The 23336-nt window shown below is 47.7% G+C and carries 16 protein-coding genes and 1 pseudogene; 14 read left to right on the forward strand and 3 right to left on the reverse strand.

The genetic code is table 11. The annotated features are described in order from the left end of the window. Positions 1 to 284: 284 nt before the first annotated feature. Positions 285 to 788, reverse strand: coding sequence for an Rrf2 family transcriptional regulator (locus E0496_RS02190; protein WP_141499991.1), 504 nt, complete (start codon positions 786 to 788; stop codon positions 285 to 287). Between the two features lie 423 nt (positions 789 to 1211). Between E0496_RS02190 and E0496_RS02195 the strand changes: the two genes are divergently transcribed. Together E0496_RS02195 and E0496_RS02200 are read left to right on the forward strand one after the other, a co-directional pair. Further along, positions 1212 to 1673: a carboxymuconolactone decarboxylase family protein gene (locus E0496_RS02195; RefSeq protein ID WP_141499992.1), complete on the forward strand. Its 462-nt coding sequence runs from the start codon at positions 1212 to 1214 to the stop codon at positions 1671 to 1673. 78 nt (positions 1674 to 1751) lie between these two features. Further along, the gene (locus E0496_RS02200; RefSeq protein ID WP_141499993.1) at positions 1752 to 2447 is read left to right on the forward strand and encodes a YjjG family noncanonical pyrimidine nucleotidase; all 696 of its coding nucleotides are present in this window, start codon (positions 1752 to 1754) and stop codon (positions 2445 to 2447) included. A gap of 248 nt (positions 2448 to 2695) precedes the next feature. Here E0496_RS02200 and E0496_RS02205 read toward each other — a convergent pair whose 3' ends face one another. Then, a complete protein-coding gene (locus E0496_RS02205) occupies positions 2696 to 4993 on the reverse strand; it encodes a helix-turn-helix domain-containing protein (protein ID WP_141499994.1) in 2298 nt (765 codons plus the stop codon). Between the two features lie 258 nt (positions 4994 to 5251). On the opposite strand from E0496_RS02205, the gene E0496_RS02210 reads away from it, so the two are divergent. The 7 genes and pseudogenes from E0496_RS02210 (at position 5252) to E0496_RS02235 (ending at position 12304) form a co-directional block, all read left to right on the forward strand. Continuing rightward, positions 5252 to 6196: an ABC transporter permease gene (locus E0496_RS02210; RefSeq protein WP_141499995.1), complete on the forward strand. Its 945-nt coding sequence runs from the start codon at positions 5252 to 5254 to the stop codon at positions 6194 to 6196. A 16-nt stretch (positions 6197 to 6212) separates the two neighbouring features. Next, positions 6213 to 7082, forward strand: a complete 870-nt coding sequence (locus tag E0496_RS02215; protein WP_241674516.1) for a carbohydrate ABC transporter permease — start codon at positions 6213 to 6215, stop codon at positions 7080 to 7082. A gap of 54 nt (positions 7083 to 7136) precedes the next feature. Next, entirely contained in the window at positions 7137 to 8681 is a 1545-nt protein-coding gene (locus tag E0496_RS02220; protein WP_161601287.1) for an extracellular solute-binding protein, read from the forward strand. A 72-nt stretch (positions 8682 to 8753) separates the two neighbouring features. Then, positions 8754 to 8932: pseudogene (locus tag E0496_RS36405) on the forward strand (arabinan endo-1,5-alpha-L-arabinosidase); the annotation flags it as partial. Positions 8933 to 8980: 48 nt separating this feature from the next. Next, positions 8981 to 9325 (forward strand): family 43 glycosylhydrolase, encoded by a 345-nt coding sequence (locus E0496_RS36410; RefSeq protein WP_241674517.1) that lies wholly within the window; start codon positions 8981 to 8983, stop codon positions 9323 to 9325. A gap of 16 nt (positions 9326 to 9341) precedes the next feature. Beyond that, a complete protein-coding gene (locus E0496_RS02230; protein WP_141499997.1) occupies positions 9342 to 10952 on the forward strand; it encodes an alpha-amylase family protein in 1611 nt (536 codons plus the stop codon). Between the two features lie 44 nt (positions 10953 to 10996). Further along, entirely contained in the window at positions 10997 to 12304 is a 1308-nt protein-coding gene (locus E0496_RS02235; RefSeq protein ID WP_141499998.1) for a family 4 glycosyl hydrolase, read from the forward strand. A 172-nt stretch (positions 12305 to 12476) separates the two neighbouring features. Here the strand turns inward: E0496_RS02235 and E0496_RS02240 are convergent, their stop codons facing one another. Further along, positions 12477 to 13757 carry a glycoside hydrolase family 125 protein gene (locus E0496_RS02240; protein WP_141499999.1) on the reverse strand — a complete coding sequence of 427 codons (1281 nt, stop codon included), beginning with the start codon at positions 13755 to 13757 and terminating at the stop codon, positions 12477 to 12479. Positions 13758 to 14063: 306 nt separating this feature from the next. On the opposite strand from E0496_RS02240, the gene E0496_RS02245 reads away from it, so the two are divergent. The 5 genes from E0496_RS02245 to E0496_RS02265 all read left to right on the forward strand — a co-directional run bounded on the left by E0496_RS02245 (position 14064) and on the right by E0496_RS02265 (position 23299). Then, complete coding sequence (locus E0496_RS02245) at positions 14064 to 15017, forward strand: ABC transporter permease (protein ID WP_141500000.1); 954 nt, start codon at positions 14064 to 14066, stop codon at positions 15015 to 15017. A gap of 19 nt (positions 15018 to 15036) precedes the next feature. Beyond that, positions 15037 to 15948 (forward strand): carbohydrate ABC transporter permease, encoded by a 912-nt coding sequence (locus E0496_RS02250; RefSeq protein ID WP_139994853.1) that lies wholly within the window; start codon positions 15037 to 15039, stop codon positions 15946 to 15948. Positions 15949 to 16065: 117 nt separating this feature from the next. Then, entirely contained in the window at positions 16066 to 17655 is a 1590-nt protein-coding gene (locus E0496_RS02255; protein WP_141500001.1) for a type 2 periplasmic-binding domain-containing protein, read from the forward strand. 206 nt (positions 17656 to 17861) lie between these two features. After that, the gene (locus E0496_RS02260) at positions 17862 to 20108 is read left to right on the forward strand and encodes a glycoside hydrolase family 3 N-terminal domain-containing protein (RefSeq protein ID WP_241674529.1); all 2247 of its coding nucleotides are present in this window, start codon (positions 17862 to 17864) and stop codon (positions 20106 to 20108) included. Beyond that, on the forward strand, positions 20105 to 23299 hold the full coding sequence (locus E0496_RS02265; protein ID WP_141500002.1) for an alpha-mannosidase: 3195 nt from the start codon (positions 20105 to 20107) through the stop codon (positions 23297 to 23299). The genes E0496_RS02260 and E0496_RS02265 overlap by 4 nt, the downstream gene beginning before the upstream one ends. The last annotated feature ends 37 nt before the right edge of the window (positions 23300 to 23336 follow it).

Here is a 23336-nt window from a genome sequence, read left to right on the forward strand (position 1 = left end):
CTTCATATTTTTTTCAAAAACGAAAATGAAGCTACCGGAGAATAAAGAAAGTGCGTCTGCCGGTCAAAGTGGCCGGCAGACGTTTTCATAACAAAAAGACAAGATAATTGATTTAATGTTTGATCTGATTATCATATGTTCAAGTTCCCTTAAATGACTAACTCAGACAACAGCTAGTTGAGAACTAGAAGTACATTGTATGAGAGCGACAAAATCCAAACATAGATAGATTATTTTTTGAAAATAACATTTAATGACAGGTGGCAATTTACTTGCTTTGGCCATTAAGATTTGTTGATGCTTTCGAAATATTCACGCGTCTCTTTGCGCGACTGTGGAGTTAGTACGCGGTCAAGCTCTTCGTTTAGCCAAGTAAGAGTCCTGTTACGCAGAACACTACGCATGCTTTCTTCAGCTTCAATCATGGTCATATTAATGACACAGGGAGATGCGGCAGAGCATGCTCGATAGTCTTCATCACGACATAAATATGTGTTATCTTTAATGTTTTTACATTGGAAGACTGGACTGACACCCTCAACAGCTTCAACTACATCCCAGAATGTAATATCTCCAGGAGGCTTGGCCAATTTATAACCACCCTTAACACCTGGTACAGAACTTACGATACCGGCCTTGGCAAGTTTACCAAAAACCTTAGAAAGATAAGTCTCCGAAATACCTTGAAATGCAGCAAGCTCTTTAATGCCAATAATAGCATCCGGCGGAATATCAATTAAATATACCAAGCAATGGAGGCCATATTCAACGCCAATACTATATTGCAATGCAAAGACCTACTCTCTGTTAAAAAAGTTATTAATAATCATCTTAGGTCTATTTAAAAACCTTGTCAATTAAAGACGGCTTTATTTGGATTTCCAAAAAAATGTCTGTGAATTACGATTGACAGCCATGAAGATAAAAGTTATATTGTTGACAATGTTAATCGGCGATTAATGTTGTCGACATTTTGAAGTATCGAGAATAAATTAAATTGGAGGAGATTATGATAAGGTGGATTCTAACTAAGAGGTAGTACACTTTCGTATTACGATGCTCGCAATTGCCCTTCCTGAGCTTATGAAGCGCAAGGTTTAACGACTGGTTTAATCTTGGAATCAAGCAGAATATTTATGGTCATAGTATCAGAGCACGTATTTTCCAAAAGGTAAATTGTATTCAATAACAATCGAAGGAGTGTTTGAACAATGGAAATGAGATTAGATTATATGAAGGTACAACCGGAGTCTTTCCAGACGCTGTTTAAATTAGAAGGATATGTGAAAAAGAGTGGTCTTGACCATAATTTGTTGGAGCTGATTAAAATTCGTGCTTCTCAGATTAATGGTTGTGCCTTCTGTCTTGATATGCATACGAAAGATGCTTTAGCAATGGGTGAGACAACGCATCGCTTGTTCCTGCTTAACGCATGGCGGGAAGCTCCCTTTTATACGGAAGCAGAGCGAGCTGCGCTGGCCTTAACGGAAGCCGTAACGAAAATTTCGGATGCTGGCGTACCACAGGAGTTATATGAGCAAGTTCGTCAACATTTTGACGAGGGTCAATATGTCAATTTGATTATGGCAATTAATGCGATTAATAGTTGGAACCGTATGGCCATTTCCACAGCAATGGTGCCTGGCGGATATCAGCCGGCTGTCCGTAAGTAATATTAGATGCGCAATCCCTGTACATCGATGATGGGCAGGGATTTGCTGTGTTCCAAATTATCATACTTAGGAGGAACAATGAGTTACAAGATACTTCTATTTGATCTCGATGATACGTTACTGGATTTTAGAGCAAATGAGTCGGATTCGTTAAAGAAGTTATTTCAGCAGTACGGCTATACGTTTTCGGATGAGTTGTTCCATTTATATAATTCCGTCAACAAACAATTATGGGGCCAATATGAGAACGGATCTATAACACTCGATATTGTGCTGAATTCGAGATTCTCGGAAACGATGTTGAAGCTTGGTAAGGTCGTAAACGGCGTTGAATGGGAAGATTTTTATAGGAAACTATTAGGTGATGGAGCACAGATTCTGATCGAAGGCGCTTTAGATGTCTGTCGACAATTATCTGAATCTCATCGGCTATTTGTAATCACGAATGGAATTACCCGCACACAGATTAAGAGATTGAAGCAATCCGGCCTTTATGATTTTTTTGAAGAAATCTTTGACTCACAAAGTATTGGTTATCAAAAACCTTCCATCGAGTTTTTCGATTATGTTATGAACCAAATTCCCAATTCTAATAAACAAGATACGCTTATCATTGGAGATTCATTAAATACGGATATCAAAGGTGGTCAGTTGTCGAGTATTGATACCTGTTGGATTAATAGAACGCAGCAAAAAAGTCCACCTGCCGTTCAAAGCACGTACACGATATCGAGTTTAACAGAACTATTTAAAATCTGCTCTGTGAAAAATTAGCGCTCTTACGATTTGGCAACACATTCCCGTCTTTAGAAAACCGAAGGTGGTTATCCAGCAAGAATCTTTTATGAAATTTTTATCAATTTGAAACTCGATGATTTTTTAATCTGCTGCGATGATGCCGCAACAAAACCACATGGCTTTTGTTCCTAAAATGATAGAGAAACGAACAGTTATTATAAAAAACTGCTGATGAAAACAGTGGCCACTGAAAACAAATAACCTTCCAGTAGGATATTGGAGGGTTATTTGTTTTCCTCCCGATATTGGGCTGGCGAGAGGCCGTATGTTTTTTTGAATAAAGTAAAGAAGTAGGTCGTATTCAATACGCCCACTTTCTCGCTAATGACGGCGATGGGTTCATTAGTCGTCAGAAGAAGCTTTTTCGCCTCCTCCAGACGGATGTTTTTCAAATAATCATTAAACGATTGCTGGGTATGGCTGCGGAACAGCTTGCCGAGGTAGCCAGGCGACAATTGGACGTTATTCGCTATGCTTTCGATGCCCAAATCAGATTCATGGTAATGCTCCTGCATATAAGCGCAAACCGAATCGATTAAAGTGTCCGTCTTGGTCGTTTGTTTCTTATCGGTCAGTACGCGTATGAGGCGGCAGAAATTGCGCAAAAGCAATTGCACCTCCGGTAACGTTTCCTGTTGTTGCAGGAGATTAACGGTATCGTAATACTCCTTCGAATAATCTTGCGTAATAGGCAGCGTACCGTCAAAATCGCGCAGCAGCGCATTAAGCAGTTGGTTGGCAGTCGATAAAGCCTGATAATAACTCATTTGGCCCATTTCCTTGGCGAAGTGGTCGAGAGCCTGCTCCACTTTATCGGCATGGTTTAAACGGAGCGCCTCGCACAGCTTCTTCTCAGCCGCTACCGGATAAGCATTTGCTTCGTCTTGCTGTCCACGTACCATATCCGCATGAATGATGGACTGATATCCGTAGAAAAACCGATAGTTTACATACTCCTGCGCAGATTCAAAGGAATGATGGATTTCCGTTCTTTCATTAACCATGTCTCCGATGCTAAAGGTGACGGTGAAATGGAAGTAGCTTTCAACGACCTCTTGAATTTCAGCGAGCGTCAGCAGCATATGCGCAGGAATGGCTGGTGACTCCAATAAGAGTAAAATAGCTAGCGTCTGCTCATCGACTACGATCGTTTCGTTTTTGGTATGCTTTTGCAGCAGCTCGTTGCTGATGTTGCTGACGGAGAAGCGGAACAGCCCTTGTTTCGTTTGCGTATGCAGCAGCTCGAACTCGGCATAACGATCAATTTGAGCGACAATAACCGCATAATACGGACTTTTAAAATGCTCATCTATGGCGGGTTGAATAACATGGGTCGCAGACAGATCATGCAGCGTACCTCTTAATAAATACTGGAGATAGGTTTTTTTGAGCACCGGCATAGACTGCTGCTTCTCCATCTCACTGGTGGTAGCTTGATCAATGACATTGGAGAAAGCCTCAGAGAGAAGGGCAAACTCATTCTGGTTTTGCTCCTCGCTTGACGCTTTGCTGCCGGTAATTCCATGTACCTTGCTAATCAAGAGTCCAAGCGGATTATAAAGCTTGTTTGTCGCAAAATAAACCATCCATACACCAAGAATGATGATGGCGAGCGCAATGAGCGAAGTGAAGCCTCTAAGGGCAGCAATGTCGGAAATTAACGTATTATACGGCTTAATGCTGACGAAATACCAGTTGAGCTGACTGGATTTGACAAAGGTTACAAGCTGGCTGCGTCCGTCCACTTTCGCTTTAAAATGATGCGATTGATCAGACACTTCCAGAATGCGTTGAATATGGGGCATAGCCGCAAAATTTTGCATGAACTGCTTCGGATCGGTATGAGACAGAATAAGTCCCTCTGAGTCCATGACAAATACGTCGTCGCTGGCGCTGCTGATCGATTTGATCGTGTTCAAAATATACTTCTCGTCTACATGTATGACGATTGCCCCTTTATAAGCCGAGGTGAGCGCGTAATTTGGGCGCAGGATAAACGTAAGAACATGCTCCGGCATTTTGGAGGAGGAGGAGAACGACGGTGGCAGCTTTTGCGTAAAAAAAGTCATGTACGACAAATCTACGCTATCCGTTATACGCTCCTTCTCCAAGTCGTTTAATTCGTAAGGAGAGCCTGCTGTATTCAAATACCGCTTCGTATTATCGTTATAGATGCCCATGTATTTAATGAAAGGATAGGTCGATTGAATGTCGATCAAGATATCCATGGCGTCGCGCTCTTGCACATAATCTAGTTTATTGTTCATTAATACGGAAATGATACGGTTATTGTTTAACAGATGATTGCCGATCGTCTCGATCTGCTCATGTACTATGCTCGATGTATAGCTTGTCTGCATAAGCATGGATATCACATTGCGGCTGATCGTTTCTTCCGTTTTGGATGCAAAGAAAAAGTACAGTGTACTGCTGACGGTCAAAACGGCTAAAGCGACGAGCAGAACAAAGTTTATCAACATTTTACGGTAAACGGAGTAGCGGAATAATCGATTTCCATTCATCTTGCTTATCCCCCATATTCTCTTGCTTGCTAAATCGCTTACAATGATCGATGTTCAAACTTTAAAATAGATGTCTCTATTTTGCCATGATAGTGGCTTTCTTTCGAAAAAATTAAAGGTATATCTAATAATTAAAGTGTCTAAATCCTTTGATTTTAAACGCTTTTTAAAGATTTTGACTACACAGCCCAGCAGCCCCCCGCGCATACTGAAAACAGCGAAAGCGAACACGAAATGAGCACGGAGGGGAAAACAACTATGGGCAAGGCAAAGCTGCAATTTGCTAAACGATATACCTTTTTTACCGACATCCGAAAAAATCCGATTTCTTATTTGCTGGTTCTGCCGGCGTTGCTTTACACATTTGTATACGGATATATGACGCTGCCTTATATGGTTATCGCCTTTCAAAAGTTCAATTATACGAAGGGAATTTTCAATAGTGAATGGGTAGGCTGGAAAAACTTCGAGTTCTTCTTCCATTCAACAGCAGCGACGATGGTCACTTGGAATACGATTAAACTAAACTTTCTTTCTATACTATTCGGAACGGTTGTCGCGCTATTATTCTCAATCTTATTAAATGAGATTCGCTCGCGCTTATTTAAAAGAGTATCGCAATCAACCTTATTATTCCCACACTTTCTATCGTGGATCATTGTCAGCTATATCGTTTACAGCTTCTTTTCCACCGAGCACGGCTTGATCAACAATCTACTGCAGACGTTTGGTTTCGATCCGTACAACTGGTATTCTGATCCGAAGCCGTGGACATGGATTTTAGTCGGGCTTAGCGTCTGGAAGGAAACAGGGATGTCCGCAGTCATTTATTTGGCAGCTATTACGGCTATTGATGATTCCTTGTATGAAGCAGCGAAGATTGATGGAGCCAACCGCTGGCAGCAGATCAAATCTATTACGATACCAATGCTGATGCCTACGCTTTCCATTCTTACGCTTCTCGCAATTGGTAAAATATTCTATTCTGACTTCAGCATGATATATGCCATTATCGGAGACAATGGCATGCTCTATTCGACAACAGATGTAATTGATACCTATACTTTCCGCACGCTAAGAACATCGGGGAATCCGGCAATTGCCATGGCAATCGGGCTTTATCAATCCGTGGTAGGTTTCGTGCTCGTTCTATCGGCGAATTGGATCGTGAAAAAATTTAATAAAGATAGCGCGATGTTCTAGAGAGAGGTGAATTCAAGTGAAAAAAGCTGATAAATTTCAAATAGCCAATACGATTTTTATTTTCTTGTTTGCAATGTTTTGCACGCTTCCAATTTTGCTCGTTTTGATCGTATCCTTCTCTGATGAAAATTCGATACTAAGAAAAGGATACAGCTTCTTCCCGGACAATTTCTCGCTGAGCGCCTATAAATCGGTTTTTTCAAGCAATGAACAGCTGTTTCAAAGCTATGCGGTTTCCATCGGAGTTACCGTAATCGGGACGCTGGCCGCGGTCATTATAACAGGGATGGCCGGCTATATGCTTGCAAACAGGCTGGTTCGCTACCGCAATCCAATTGCTTTATTTTTCTTCATTACGATGCTGTTTAATGCTGGATTGGTTCCGTGGTATATGATGAATGATTTGCTTGGCTTCAAAAACAATTTGATGGCGCTTATCATCCCGACGCTTATATTCAGCCCATTTAATTTGTTTCTTGTCCGAAATTTTATGCAGGAGCTGCCTGAGGCCTTGCTGGAATCGGCTAGAATCGATGGGGCGAGCGATGCGTACATCGCATTTCGTATCGTTTTCCCGCTATCCTTGCCCGTGCTTGCCACGGTAGCATTGTTTTATGGGCTTGGGTATTGGAACAACTGGTTTAACGCGATTATGCTAGTCGATAAAGAGAGTTTGTATCCGCTGCAGTATTTATTGTACAAGCTGCAATCCGAGATCAATATGGTCAACCAGATGCAGGGGGTAGCTTCCTCCAACATAACGGTTCCGGCGGAATCGTTCAAAATGGCAATCGCGATTATTACGATCGGCCCGATTGTGCTGCTCTATCCGTTCCTGCAGCGCTTCATTATTAAAGGTCTGATCGTCGGAGCAGTCAAAGGCTAGATATATCGCTGCAAAGCTTTATATAAATCAAGATTGAGAGAGGGGTTCAGAATGATGAACAAGAAGAAATTGCGCTTTATTCCTGCAAGCCTGGTTATTGTTATGATGGTCGTTCTTATGATGGCATGTAGTAATTCCGGCAGCAAAGAGGGTTCAAACGGCAATGCTGCGGGGGAACAAGGAAATGCTGAAGCTGTACTGCCCCTTCGCTATGTCATTCCAGGCACGGCAAAGCCTCATTCGGATGAAGTTGTGAGCAAAGTAAACGAAAAGCTGCAGGCTGACGGCGTTAACGTAAAGCTGGAGTTAAAATATATCCCTTGGGATGCTTGGGATCAAAAGACGAATCTCATGCTCAGCACCGGCGAGGAATTCGAAATGATCCACGTGATGGAGAATGGCTCCGTTCCTACGGGCTCCTATGTCGGGCGGGGAGCGCTCCAGCCGCTTGACGAGCTTATTGACCAATACGGTCCCGAGCTGAAAAAAATCATTCCAGACTACGCCTGGGAAGCAGCAAAAATCAATGGAAAAATCTATTCCGTCCCTGCCGTATGGCGTTATGAAACATCAGGTAGCGGTGAGATGGGTACGCTTGGCTACCGCAAGGATTTGCTAGAGAAGGTGGGACTTCCTTTCCCTAACACAGCAGAAGAGATGATTGCAACAGCTGAAAAAATGCAGCAGGCTGCTGGCAAGAAGCTCTACATTCAAACGGAGACAGACGGCTCGCCGGTCTTCTTGCACCGTACCTATGAAGCTTGGCCGTTCTATGTCGACTACAGAGACCAGATCATTAAAGTAGATCAACAAGGTAATGTTTCCTCATGGCTCGAGAGCGAAGAATTCAAAAAAGATGCGGATTTCTTCCGTCAATTGTATGAGAAAAAGCTGATTAACCCGGATATTCTCACCTATAAAAAAGAAGAACGCGACAAAGCGATGACGCTTGGCGATTTTATTTATAGCACAAATGGCGCTTTGTACTCATCGATTGCGATTGCGAAGAACAACCCGACCGCTAAAATTGCCGAGGATTACCTGTCTGCAGAAAAACCACTTCTGCAATACTTGGCTTTCGGTAATACAAACGCCGTTCCGGCAACTGCCGAGCACCCCGAAGCGGCAATCAAGTTTTTGAACTGGCTGTACAGCAACAAGGATAATCACAACCTGTTCCTTTATGGCGAAGAAGGCACTCATTATAAAGCTGTGGGAGAGCGTACGGCAGATTTCATCCGCGACGCGAACGACCAATCGTATTACTTCGATTCATGGATGATCGGCAACATCAACTACATGCTCTTTGACGTGAAAACGCCGGAGGATTATTTAAAGATGCAAACGACTGAGCCGACGAATCCAGTTGAATTCTCGCCGGTGCTTGGCTTCCGCCTGAATACGGAGCCGATCGCGGTTGAATACGCAAACGTGCTGTCGGAAGTGAAGTCGAAGATTATTCCGATCAAGATGGGTGTTCAGCCGTATGATAAATTTTTCCCGGCTGCGCTTGAAAGCTTGAAGGCTGCAGGACTTGATAAAGTGATTGATGAATACAAGAATCAGTTCGCTGAATTTCAAGCAGCCCAAAAAAAATAGCTTCAAAAGAGAAATCCGCGGTTGCAGCTGCGGATTTCCCTTTTACTACTTACAAGGAAGGAGCTTGTAATGATGAGTGGGAACAGCAGCATTTATTCGGGAAATCCGATATTTCCTGGCTGGTACGCCGACCCGGAGGCAAGAATTTTTGAAGGGAGATACTGGGTTTACCCTACGTTTTCCGCGCCCTATGACGATCAAGCTCACTTTGATGCTTTTCACTCCGAGGATTTGGTGGAATGGACGAAGGTGGAGCGCATTTTGGAAATGAAGGACATTTCTTGGGCTAGGCGCGCGCTTTGGGCTCCTTCACCTATTTCATGTGGGCGGAGGGCGGATGGGGAGGCCCGGGCTATTCGGTCGCTTACGCGATATCCTCGTCACCTATTGGGCCTTTCATGCGTGTCGGGAAGATATTGCAGCAAAACCCTGTCGTAGCTACTGGTGCAGGCCATCATGGCATGATTCAAGTACCGAGTACGGACGAATGGTATATCGTATATCATCGCAGACCTTTGACGGAGTCAGCGGCGGAGAATCGTGTCACTTGTATCGACCGTCTTTACTTTGAACAGGACGGCACCATTCGACCGGTGGAGATGACTTTTTCAGGTGTAAAGGAGCATTCTTCGAAAAAAAAATGAAAGGGGCAGAATGAGAATGGCGATTCATTTTTTAGAGAAACCCAACGATGTTTTCGTTGAGACCGAGCAGGGTTGGCATTGCTTACAGGGAGACAAGAAGGGGCGGTGGAGCGGCAATAACTTGGAAGTGCAAGCTGTTGCGAACATGCAAGGGCTGCCCATAACGTTGGAGGCGGTTAACGAAGCAGTAAAAACTGTTAAGATAAGCTGGTATATTCGCTCAGAGGGCCAGCTTCAGGTGCTGGGAGACCACTGGGAGCGCTCATATGGAGACTTGGAATGGCGGGGCATCGTGCCTGAAAGAATTATGCCTTGGTATTTTCTTACTCACGATGGCAGCGTAACAAATGGTTATGGTGTTCTCACAGGTTCGAATGCTTTCTGCTACTGGCAAATGGATAAGGAGAGCGTGACGTTAACGGCTGATGTTCGGAATGGCAATGCTGGCGTTAGGCTAGAAGGCAGACGGCTTAATGTGGCGACGATCGTCGAGTATCAGGGAGGCAGCGGGGAATCGTCCTTTAATGAGGCAAGGCGCTTCTGCAAGCAAATGTGTGCACAGCCTATCATGCCCTCCGATCCGGTGTATGGAGGGAATAATTGGTATTATGCTTATGGAAACAGCTCTCATGAGCAAATTTTGAGTGATTCAAGATTTATCTCATCCCTTGCCTCGAACGCGAAAAATCGCCCCTTCATGGTTATTGATGACGGTTGGCAATTGGCAAGCGGCGGCGGAGCTTGCAAAGGCGGTCCTTGGACAGGCAGTCCCTTATTCCCGGACATGGCCGGCCTTGCTAGTGATATGAAACAATTCGGCGTTCGGCCAGGCATATGGTGCCGACCGTTAATGGTATCCGGTGACGTGCCGGATGAGTGGGTGCGTTTCGTAACGGACGATAACGATAAAGTGCTCGACCCCAGCGTTCCCGGTGCGCTTGCCTACATTTCGAAATCCATTGAACAAATGTCGAATTGGGGCTATGAGCTAATCAAGCATGATTTCTCGACGTATGACCTGCTAGGCAAGTGGGGCTTCCAAATGAAATCAGATATGAACGGACAACCGCATGCCTTTCGTGACCGCAGCAGAACGACGGCTGAAATTACGCTTGATTTATATAGAACGATTGCAAAAGCATCCGGAAGCAGCATTGTGATAGGATGCAATACGATTAGCCATCTTGCTGCCGGATTGTTTGAAATACAGCGTACGGGAGACGACACAAGCGGCAAGTCGTGGGAGCGGACACGTTATATGGGCGTTAACACGCTTGCCTTCCGTATGGCTCAGCACGGCACGTTCTACAGCCATGACGCCGACTGCGTTGGCATCACGGAGCATGTTCCTTGGGAATTAAACAAGGAGTGGCTTGACTTGCTCGCCGGCAGCGGGACGCCGCTGTTCGTATCCGTTGATCCGGCTATCGTAACCAAGGAGCAGGAGCTGGCGCTTCGAGCAGCATTTGAGCTTGCAGCAAGGGAATTGCCACTAGGCGAGCCGCTCGATTGGATGGAAACAACCTGCCCAAGCCGTTGGTTATTGAACGGAGCGGAACGATCTTTCAATTGGAATCGGAAATCACTTGAAACCTTGTCTTTGAACGATAATCATTGGTGGCTTTAATTAGAAGCGGCTAACCAATAACAGAGAGAAGTGGAGGGAGAAAAATGAAATTTGTATTGATTGGTGGAGGCAGCTTTGTGTTTGCGCCCACGGTTCTGGAAGATATCATTGTCAAACATCGGTTGTCGGACGATGAATTGGTGCTCGTCGATCCGAACGCTGAAGCCGTTGAGGCAATGGCGGGAGCGGGACGGAGAATAGCTAAAGAGCTTGGGGTTTCCGTACGGATTAGCTCTGTTACGGAACGCAGCGAAGCTCTAAGCGGCGCGAATTATGTCATTGTATCGGCTTCTCCGCAAGGAGCGCAGCGCTGGAGCATGGATTATGAAATTTTGTCGGAGCTAGGTATGGCAGATCAAGCCCGGGAGTGCGGCGGTGTAGGCGGTCTTATGAACGCTTTCCGTTCCATCACGCTGTTAATGGCGGTATGCAGGGACATGGAGAATTTATGCCCTAATGCGATTTTGCTTGATGTGACCAACCCGATGCCACGAGTCGTAACGGCAATCGACAGGTACACTTCGATCCGTGCCGCCGGCTTCTGCAATATTGCCTATCAAGGGCCTGACGGCTACGCCGTACTGCCCAGATTAATTGGGCGAGAGCCCGAGGATGTAGAGATTGTAACGGGTGGGCTTAACCATTTTGCTTGGCTGCTTGCTATGAAAGACAAGCATACGGGAGAAGACTTGCTGCCGGCTATTTCAACCTATATCCGGGAAGGAGACTGGTCGTCGCAAAATGAGAATAAATGCCGGGAGCTTACTGTTATGCGCCGCTGGTTAGAGGAATACGGAGCCATTGCGGCTGGCGCGGTTGATCATCATGCCGAATATTTGCCTGTGCAGGACGATATTAGCTACACGGTGACGCCCCCGTATCATGGAACAGAAGTTGAACGGAGACAAAGGCTGAGTGAGCTGCAGGCCATTTCTGCTGGTGAGCGTGACTGGAATGACCTGTTCCATCATGGGAGCTGGGAGCATCCGGTAGACGTAGCGCTTGCGCTAACGAGAGGTGTAACCGCGAAAGTCGATATTTTGAATGTTCGAAACAACGGCGCAATACCGGAGCTGTTGGATGAACGAATCGTCGAGGTGTCTGTCTCCATTTCGGAAGGCGCATGGAAAACGATTGCGTTGCCCTCATTACCGCCTGCCCTAGTAGAGCTTTGCAGAAAAATTTCCGACGTACACGAATTGGTCGCTGAAGCGGCTGTCAAAGGAGATGCAGCTCTTGCGCATCAGGCGTTAGAGCTTGATCCCGCTATTACTGACAAGCAGGCAGCCCATATTGCCCTTGACAGGATGTTATTGGTTCATGCCGATTTGCTGCCGCAATTTCATTCATGAAAGGTTTAGCACTTTTTTGTGCACATGGGAAAAAACTCAAAAGCCACGACAAGCGGATTCAATGCATGAATAGTCTGTGATTTTTGGACTTGCTGCATTTTATGAGGTGATATAAGTCCTTCATAAAATGCAGCGGGTCGCTTACCCAAGAGGCTGCGCTTGTCCTTGAGAATTAAATGATATTTTTGTCCATCGCCTTAACGATCAAGGTCGCAAATAAGCTGTTGGACCAGGCGAACCATTCACGGGAGAAGTCTGCCGGATTATCCGGGTGGAAGCCCTCGTGCATAAAGCCCGTATCGGCGTCCGTATCGATCAGCACTTGAATCAGCTCTTTGATCTCCGCGTCATTATCCGAGGTTAATGCCTGCATCGAGAGTGCCATATGCCATACATAGCCGCCAGGGGTATGGGGGCTGCCAATGCCTTTAGCATGCTTGCCCTCAAAGTAGAACGGATTATCGAAGCTAAGGGCAAAGCTACGCGTATTCTGATAAATCGGATCATCCGTGCCGACATAACCAATATAAGGGATGGAGATAAGCCCTGGTGTCCCCGCGTCATCCATTAGGCAATAATTGCCGAAGCCATCTGTTTCATAAGCATAGATTGGACCATGGGTCGGGTGATTCACGATACCGTAATGGCGGATGCCAAAATCAATCTCTCTACGCAGCTTTTCTGCCCGCTCTGCAAGGCGCTCATCCTTATAAATCTCGGTTGCGATTTCAATAATATAGCCTAGCACAACGACAGCGAACATATTTGAAGGGATGTTATAGCCAAACACATTGGCATCATCACTTGGGCGAAAGCCAGACCATGTCATGCCTGTGTAGTTAGCAGGCATACCGCGTCCATCGTTTGGCAGCGTTTCTGTTTCTTGTTTGGTCTGTCTATTAAAATGGTAATTGGAACGCTCTTGATGATGTTGCTCCGTGATCATGACTTCAACGATGGAGGTGAGGGCCTGATAACATTCATGGGTGAATATATCCGTTTGTCCCGCTTCCTTCCAATAGGAGTATAGGAGCTGAACAGGAAAACAAAGCGAGTCCAGCTCGTATTTGCGCTCCCACATCCAAGGATTCAAATGGCAGTCGTCGGTGTCGCGATAATGGCGGTCATTGGCCGTTTCATTAAAAGCATTGGTGTACGGGTCAATATTAATATAGAAGATTTGTCTGGCGATCAGGCCGCCGATGATGCGCTGCAGCTGCTCGTCGTTTTTGGCAAACGGTATGTAATGGCGAACCTGCTCGGTAGAATCACGCAGCCACATGGCTGGTATGTCTCCAGTGAATACAAACGTTGTACCGTCATCCAATAATTTGGTTGTTGTTTCTAGTGTGTTAGGAAACGTATTACGAAATAATTGCTGCAGCTTGGGACGATGGCCCAGACGCTTGTCGGCTTCCTCTAGATAAGTTGTAATCGATTTTGGCAATGTCATGGTATGGGCCTCCTGAAAGTTGGTCATGTCCTAACTTGATCTACCCAACAGGATGTCACAAGGCCGTCAGATCGGCAATATGTATAATATGCAGTGCGGAATCTAGGTTCAAAAACAACACAAAAGCGCCTACAACGCATTGCTGCAGGCGTGTCAAATTTGCTTTGGTAAAGCGGTCAAACCCAGTTACATCAAGGGTTTGGCCTTTTTTTTCGTTTGCTTCAAATACGACATATTTATCCTTCCCAGATAGACGCCTATAATTTGGAGCAGAGTGGTACAGGAACAGGAAAGGGGCATCAGAAAATGAACGGTAAAGGACAGCAGGCACTGCAAACGCCTCCGCTGCGAGCGTCAAGCGGGATCGCCAAGCGAATGATGCAAAACTGGGAATTGTACTTATTTATGCTTCCCGCGGTTGTATATTTTGCGGTATTCCACTATGCACCGATGTATGGAATTCAAATTGCATTCAAAAATTTCATTCCGTCCAAAGGTATTTTTGGCAGTGAATGGGTCGGCTTTCAACACTTTGAACGTTTTTTTAATTCGCATTATTTTTGGGATTTGCTCTGGAATACGCTGAGTATCAGCTTCTATGAGCTGGCTCTCGGATTCCCGCTGCCAATCATTTTGGCATTGGCATTTAATGAAATCCGCAACGGCTATTTCAAGAAAAGCGTGCAAACGATTACTTACGCACCGCATTTCATTTCTATTGTGGTCATGACCGGGATGATTATTTCATTCCTTTCTCCGTCAAGCGGGATGCTGATCCGCGGACTTGAGGCACTTGGCATCGATGCGCCACAGTTTCTTAACGATCCTGCTTGGTTTAAGACGGTCTATGTCATTTCCGGCGTATGGCAAAATACAGGGTGGGGAACGATCATTTATTTGGCAGCGCTATCAGCGGTTGATCCGCAGCTGCACGAAGCAGCCATTGTGGATGGTGCAAGTCGATTTAAACGGATGCTTCATATTAACCTGCCAACCATTATACCGACCATTACGATCCTGTTGATTTTGAACACAGGCAATATTTTGGGTGTTGGTTACGAGAAAATTTTACTGCTGCAAAATTCGTTGAATCTGAAAAGCTCAGATGTCATTTCAACCTTCGTTTACCGATCAGGTCTCGTAAGCGCGCAATACAGCTTCTCGACTGCCGTTGGGTTATTCAATTCGGTTGTCAATGCTCTCATGCTGATTACGGTGAACCAAATTGCCAAACGTACAAGTGCAACAAGCTTATGGTAAAGGAAAGGAGAGGTTTAAGATGGTGAAGTCGATGAGGGAATCCACCTCGGACAAGCTGTTTCTGGCAGTAAACTATATTTATTTGGCCCTTGCGCTCATTGTTGTGCTCTATCCGCTTATTTATATCGTCAGCGCTTCAATCAGTACGCCAAAGTTCGTCAATTCAGGGGAAATGTGGCTGCTGCCCAAGGGCCTGACATTGGATGGCTATAAGCTTGTTTTTGCGAATCCTAAAATATGGAACGGCTATGGCAACACGCTTCTTTATACCGTAGTAGGAACCTTGCTGAACCTGGCAGTCACTTTGCCGGCAGCCTATGCCCTCAGCCGCTCCGATTTTGTAGGACGCAACTTTTTTATGGCGATGTTTCTCGTCACGATGTTTTTTAATGGCGGCTTGATCCCTCTCTACCTGACAGTCAAAAATCTGGGGCTGATCAATTCAATGGGAGCATTGATTCTCCCTGTTGCGGCATCCGTATGGAATATTATAGTGGCGAGAACCTTCTTCCACTCCACGATTCCGAAGGAGCTGCAGGAGGCTGCGCATATGGATGGCTGTACGAATTTAAGGCTGTTCTTCCAAATCGTGCTGCCGTTGTCCGCTCCGATTATTGCCGTTATGGCCTTGTTCTATGGCGTTAGCCACTGGAACAGCTACTTTCCGGCCCTTATCTACCTGAATGATGAAATGAAATATCCTCTGCAAATGGTGCTGCGCCAAATATTGGTGCTGCAGGAGATGTCGGCAGAAACGACGGGAGCGGCGATCAGCGGCGATATTGCCCAGGCCATGAACAACAAAGCTGAGATTGCCTCATTGGTCAAATATGCCGTTATCATCGTATCCACCCTACCGGTTGTCGCTTTATATCCGTTTTTGCAGCGGTATTTTGTGCAAGGGGTCATGATCGGTTCGGTCAAAGGCTAGAATCACCGCTACAAAGTGGTAATAGATGCATGCGGGTACCGGTTTCACCTTGGTGAGGCCAATGATTTCGCAATCATTTGTTATAGCGTTATGATTAGATAAAAGGGAGGATTTAAAATGCAGAACAAGAAAAAAGGCGCGGCAGTGCTGTTGTCTGCCGCTCTAGTGGCAGGCTTGCTGGCGGGCTGCGGAACGTCGAATGACAAGGAAAAGGCAGAGGTTGAGGTAGTGGTAGCCAAGGAAGGCTTACCCATTGTAAACGAGCAGATTTCGTTAACGCTGACAGCACCTGATGTCGGCATTCAGAACTGGAAGGACATGGATGTCCTGAAGGAAATGGAGAAATTGACGAACATTAAGATGATTTTTAACAATGCACCGAAGGAAAGTTTTGATACGAAGAAAAACCTTATTTTCTCCAGCGGTGAATATCCGGATGTATTCTATGCAGCGGGTCTGACCACAGCAGAGCAAATGAATTATGGCGAGCAGGGAATTCTCATCCCGCTAGAGGATTTGATTGAAAACTACGCTCCAAACGTCAAAAAGGTACTAGAGGATAATCCAGAGGTGCGCAAGTCCATTACTGCGCCGGACGGTCATATTTACTCCTTGCCGGTTATTGAGTTCAATCAGCCATGGTACCGCAATCCGATGTGGTATAACGGTGATTTTCTGAAGGCGCTTGGCTATGACAAGCTGCCGGAAACAACGGAGGAGCTATATACGTACCTTAAGCGCGTAAAGGAAGAGGACCCGAACAAAAACGGAGCTGCGGACGAGGTGCCGTTGTCATCCGTCAATCTGCGTGATATTCGCACCTGGCTGCTTGGCGCCTACGGTATTTACGAGGAAGAAATCTATGTCGACGATAGCGATGTCGTTCATTACACGCCAGTTGAGGATGGCTATAAAGAGTATTTGATCTTTCTGAACCGTCTATGGACAGAGGATCTGCTGGATCATGAAACGTTTTCGCAAACGGCTGAGCAGAAAAAAGCCAAAGCCCAAAACAATCAGGTCGCGCTGTTCTCCGATTGGAATGCCTACATGACCTTGGGCGGCGAGCCGAGCACGGATGATCCCATGTTCCTGCCAGTCAAGAGCGAGATGGTGGACAAGGCCGTCATCGCCAAAAGCAAGGGCGTAACGACAGGAGCTTTTGCCATTTCCAAAACTAACTCTTATCCCGAAGCTTCGATGCGTTGGGTGGACTACATTTATGGATATGAAGGTGCCATGTTATTCAACAAAGGGCCTGAGGGCGTTTTGTGGGAATACACGGACCGCGATAGCTTGACCAAGAAATATTTGCCGGTTCCAGGCGGTGGAGACCGTGAAGATTATCGCGCAACGCTGACGCCGAACTACGGTATTCCAGCACCGACGATTTCGATTCCTGAAATTCAACTGGGACTGACTACCGAATTTGATGAGTGGGTGATGAATGAATCCAAGACCAAGCTATTGGATAACGGTTCACGGATCCCATACCCGACTTTGTTCCTCACAGCAGAAGAGCAAGCAGAGGTAACGACACTGACCTCGGATCTGACAACGTATGTACGTCAAATGGAAGCCAAATTTATTACAGGAGCTGATACGTTCGACAACTGGGATAAATATATTACTACGGTAACCAAAATGGGCGGAGACCGTATGAGCCAAATCTATCAAGCCGCTTATGACAGATGGAAGCAAAGCTAACGATTAGAGCATAAACCGCTATTCTAAGCAAGCCAAAGCGATCAGATTAACAGACGATCCAGATGGAGTGCATTCGCCGGCTGCGGCATCATCCGCAGCCGGCATATGGCATGAAATCTGATCATTTAGGAGAGGTGTGCTTCCGGGTGGACAAAGTTAACAAGCAGGCTGAAGCGGGGAGGAAGGCACAGGATCTGCTTGCTCTCATGACGATTCCCGAAAAAATCGGACAATTGATACAGCCCTTTGGCTGGAAATGCTATGAGAAGCAGGAGGATGGAAGCACTCGCCTGACAGACGAGTTCAAAGAGCAGCTGCGGCAAGGAGCGGTTGGGTCGCTGTACGGCGTACTGCGGGCAGACCCCTGGACAGAAGTTACGCTTGCCACAGGACTGTCTCCCGAGCAGGGGGCCAAGGCTATCAATGAAATTCAGGAATATGCGATGCAGCATTCCCGCCTCGGGATTCCGGTGCTGTTCGGCGAGGAATGCTCACATGGACATATGGCGATTGGAGCGACGGTATTCCCTGTACCGATTTTGCTTGGAAGCTCCTGGAACGTAAAACTGTACAAAGAGATGTGCCGTGCGGTTGCCCTTGAAACACGCAGTCAGGGAGGCGCCGTGACTTACTCGCCGGTGCTTGATGTTGTCCGTGATCCACGATGGGGCCGAACAGAGGAATGCTTTGGCGAGGACCCTTATCTCATCTCTGAGTTTGCGGTTGCGGCAGTTGAAGGATTGCAAGGCGAGGATCTTGCTGACGAGAACAGCCTGCTTGCAACGCTCAAGCATTTTGCAGGTTATGGCAGCACAGAAGGCGGACGCAACGCACAGCCCGCGCACATGGGGCTGCGCGAGCTGCGTGAGGTCGATTTTCTGCCTTTCCGTAAAGCGGTTGAGGCCGGCGCGCGTTCCATTATGACGGCTTACAATGAAATTGACGGCATTCCATGCACGAGCAATCCTTATTTGCTTAACGAGGTGCTGCGGCAGGAGTGGGGATTTGACGGCTTTGTCATTACGGATTGTGGTGCGCTGGGAATGCTTGTGAACGGGCATAATGTCGCAGCAAGCGGCGAGGAAGCGGTTAAGCTGGCGCTGGAGTCCGGAACGGATATGGAAATGTCGGGGGAGATGTTCAGCAAGCATCTGCTGGCCGCGATTGAACAGGGGCTATTGAGCGAGGAGACGCTGAACAAAGCGGTTCTGAGAGTGCTAAGCTTGAAGTTTGAGCTGGGATTGTTTGATCGTCCCACGGTCGATCCCGCCAAGGCAGCGCAGGTCATCGGCAGCCCGGAGCACAAGCAGCTAGCTCGCCAAATAGCAGCTGAAGGAATTGTACTGCTCAAGAATGAGCGGAAGACCTTGCCGCTGAACAAAAATATTGGCAAGGTTGCTGTGATTGGCCCCAATGCGAATGCTCCATATAATCAATTGGGAGATTACACCTCGCCTCAGGAGGAAGGTCAAATCACAACTCTTCTGGACGGTGTGCGAGCTGCGTTAGGTGGGGAACGGGTTCTGTATGCTCCCGGCTGCCGCATTAAGGAAGAAGCGCGGGAAGGCTTAGCGACTGCGATTGAATGCGCACGTCAGGCTGATGCCATTATCGTGGCAATCGGCGGCTCAAGCGCCCGAGACTTTGGCGAGGGAACCATCGATCTGGTGACGGGAGCGGCTGTAGTGACCGACAACGCCCTAAGCGAAATGGAGTGCGGGGAAGGCATTGACAGAATGACGTTAAACCTGCTCGGCTCACAGCTGGAGCTGGTGCGAGAATTACGCAAGCTGGATAAGCCGCTTATTGTTGTTTATATCAATGGACGTCCGATTGTCGAGCCGTGGATAGTGGAGCATGCCGATGCGATTGTGGAGGCTTGGTACCCGGGACAGGAGGGCGGGCATGCGCTCGCCGATATTCTGCTTGGTGACGTGAATCCATCCGGCAAACTAACCGTGAGCATTCCTAGACATGTCGGACAATTGCCTGTCTACTATTACAAGCGCCGTACACGGGGCAAACGTTATCTGGAAATGGACTTTGAAGCTCAATATCCGTTTGGCTACGGGCTTAGCTATACAAGCTTTGAATATTCGGAGCTGCAAATCGAGGATGCCGCCGAGGACGAAGATGGTTATGCGGCGGCGGTTGTAATGGTCCGCAATAGCGGCCATATGGCTGGGCATGAGGTTGTGCAGCTATATGTTACAGATCATGCCGCCACGGTTACGCGTCCGCAAAAATTGCTCAAGGGCTTCCGTAAAATCTGGCTGGAGCCGGGAGAGAGCAAGCAGGTGCGCTTCGTCATTGGAAGAGAACAGCTGGAGTTTGTCGGCCAGCAGCTGCAGCGAATCGTAGAGGATGGAGATTTCACCATTAGAGTAGGGGCAAGCAGCCTGCAGTATCTGGAGGCGCCGCTGCGCGTTAGCTTGGAGGGAAGATTATCTTGAAATCCGTTCATCGTTTTGTCCGCTGGCTGGAGCAGCGGCAATGGGTGGAGCAGCTTCAGCTAACCCATTGGCATTTGAATAAGCTGCGCTATATCGAGCCCGGCGTTTATGAGCCTATTTCGGAAGGCTGGGAGCTAACAGATCTTGCCCAGCTTAATGAAGGGCATGGCACAACCTATATGCTACATCATCAGGCGGCATGGCCTGAGAGTTGGCAGGCGGGAGACGCCGCCCTTCTGTATCATGGCGGCGGCGAAGGTTTGCTGCGACTGGGCGGAGCGCCCTATCACGGTCTGGACAACAATCATTGGTTTGTGCCGTTGCCGCAATCTTATCAAGCGGGAGACGTGCTTGACCTGGAGATTGAATTGTATGACCCAATCCCTGAGCCGGTAGATCCACTTAACCGGCAATCCAAACAAAAGCCGCCGATCAACGGCGTTTCGGTCTCGCTGGTACGGGTGAATTGGCCGGTCTACCAGCTGCTTCATACCGTACGTGTGGTGCAGGAATCGGCTGAATTGCTTCCAGAAGGAAACCTGCAGCAAGCCCAGCTAATCTTGGCGCTGGAGGAAGCAATCACAAGTCTATATGAGCCTAGTGGAGATGCTTCCATTGATCTACCTGCTTGCCAGCAGGCGGACGCTGGGCTGAGAATGGCAGCGGAGGCTGCTCAGCAAGCAAGCGGCAATAACGGCCTGATGCATATGGTTGGACAATCCCATATTGATATTGCTTGGTTATGGCCGATTAAGGAAACCGTCCGCAAGGCTAGCCGCACCTTCTCAACCGTCTGTGCGCTGATGGATCGTTATCCTGATTTTTATTATTCGCAAAGCCAGCCCATTCTGTATGCGTTCGTTAAGCAAAACTACCCGGAGCTATATGAAAACATCAAGAGGCGGATTGCTGAAGGACGCTGGGAGCTTGTAGGCGGCATGTGGGTGGAGCCGGATCTTAATCTACCAAGCGGAGAGTCGCTTGTTCGCCAAATTTTGATTGGCCAAAGGTTCTACGAGGAGGAGTTCGGCCGGCGCTCCGGAATTGAGTGGCTTCCCGATACTTTCGGCTACTGCGCCTCGCTGCCGCAGCTGCTTAAGCAGGCCGGGATCGATTATTTCATGACGACCAAGCTTGGCTGGAATGATACGAATGAATTCCCGCATACGCTGTTTAACTGGGTTGGCATTGACGGCACCAGCATTGTGGCTTATCAGAATCACGGTTTGAACGAGCATACTCGTCCGCAGGATGTGCAAGAGCATTGGCAAGCTTATAAAGAGAAGGACCGGCACGATGAGCTGATGCTTTTGTATGGCCATGGTGATGGCGGCGGCGGAGTCACGCATGAAATGTTGGAGTACATCGAGCGCTCTGCCTGTATCTCCGGCCAGCCTCAGGCGAAATACTCGACTGCTCGGCAGTTTTTTGACGGCATAAGCAGCAGCGGGGTTAAGCTGCCCGATTGGCATGGCGACTTGTATTTGGAGCTGCATCGCGGCACCTACACGACACATGCGAAGAACAAGCGAAGCAACCGTCAGGCCGAGCAGTTGTATCGCGCTGCCGAAATATGGCTAAGCCTCTCCGGCCTGCTTGACCCGCAGCGCCAAAGCCAAGCGGGAAAGCGGCTGGAAGAGGGCTGGAAGCTGCTGCTGCTCAATCAGTTTCACGATATCATCCCTGGCACATCCATACCGGAGGTATACGAAACCTCATCTAAGCAGTATGAGGAGATAATGAGGCTGGGCAATGCTGCCCTAGAGGAAGCGATGGGGATGCTGGCCGGCCGTATGCAGACAGAGAACGAGGGAGCTGCCTACGTGGCGTTTAATAGCCTTGGATGGGCAAGGGATGGATGGGTTTATCTTCCGATTCAGCCAGGCATGGAACAACTGGCGGCATATGATACGGCAGGAGAGCTACCGTGTCGTATAGAAGCTCCATTGCAGCCGGGAGAAGCCACGCAACTGGCTGTACGGACGGGGACGATTCCTGCATTCGGCTCCAAAACGTTCTGGCTGCGCCCGGTGAATAGCGCTCCTCAGGATATGCGCTCTGGTGAGGAAGAGCAACACTCTGCGGGACAAGCTGCGGAAGCTGATAAATCTACCGGCATCGGCGTATTTGAAACCGATTATTATACGATTGAACTGGACGAGCAAGGGCTTATTAGCCGCTTGTACGACAAGCCTTGCGATCGCGAGTTGCTGCAGCAAGGGCGGCGCGGCAACGAATTACAGCTATTCCATGATACGCCGCTGCTGTGGGATGCATGGGACATTGCGCATGACTACGAGAGCAAACGCGCTGACGAGCAGCAGTTGACGGGCTGGAGCATATTGGAGCATAGTGCCGAACGAATCGTAATCGAGCTGAATTGGCAGCTAAGCCAGTCGCGGATCAGGCAGCAGATGATCATCCCTATTCATGATCGCTGCATCGAATTCCGCACTTACGTCGATTGGCAGGAGAACCATAAGCTGCTTAAAGCTGCTTTCCCGCTCGGGCTGGTAAGCGCCAAAGCGACTTATGAAATTCCGTTTGGCGCATTGGAACGCACAACCCATCGCAACACCAGCTGGGAGCAAGCGCAATACGAGGTATGCGGCCACCGCTGGGCCGATTTGTCCGAGCATGGGTATGGCGTAAGCCTGCTGAATGATTGCAAATACGGCTATGACATTAAGGACGCTGTCCTGCGGCTTTCGCTGCTGCGCGCTCCGGGCTGGCCGGATGCGGGCGCCGATCGGGGCGAGCAGGTGTTCACTTATGCGCTATATCCGCATGAAGGCAGCTGGCAACAGGCCCAGACCGTTCGTGTCGCAGCCGCGCTCAATGAGCCATTGCGGACGATCAAGGCTGATTCTGTTTCCGTTACCGCCAAGGAAAGCCTGGGCTTTGAGCATTCCTGGATTGATTTGGCAAGCGAACAAATCATTCTGGATACGGTGAAGCCTGCGGAGGACGGCACGGGAATCGTATTGCGGCTATATGAAGGAGCTGGCGGCCGCTCGGATGCGGTTATCGGCTTGAGCGGAAAGCTGCTTGTCCCCGGTGAACGGTTCGCTGTCACTGAAGTCAATATTTTGGAAGACCGACTCGCGGACTTGACGATGAGCGATGACAGACTCTGCTTAAGCTTCAAGCCTTTTGAAATCAAAACAATTAAAATAACGACAACATTATAACGTGGCGACCTTCCCCAAAAAAGCGTTGGTCCTTATG

This window comes from Paenibacillus luteus (assembly GCF_006542765.1).
In the GTDB taxonomy this organism is placed as follows: Bacteria; Bacillota; Bacilli; order Paenibacillales; family Paenibacillaceae; genus Pristimantibacillus; species Pristimantibacillus luteus.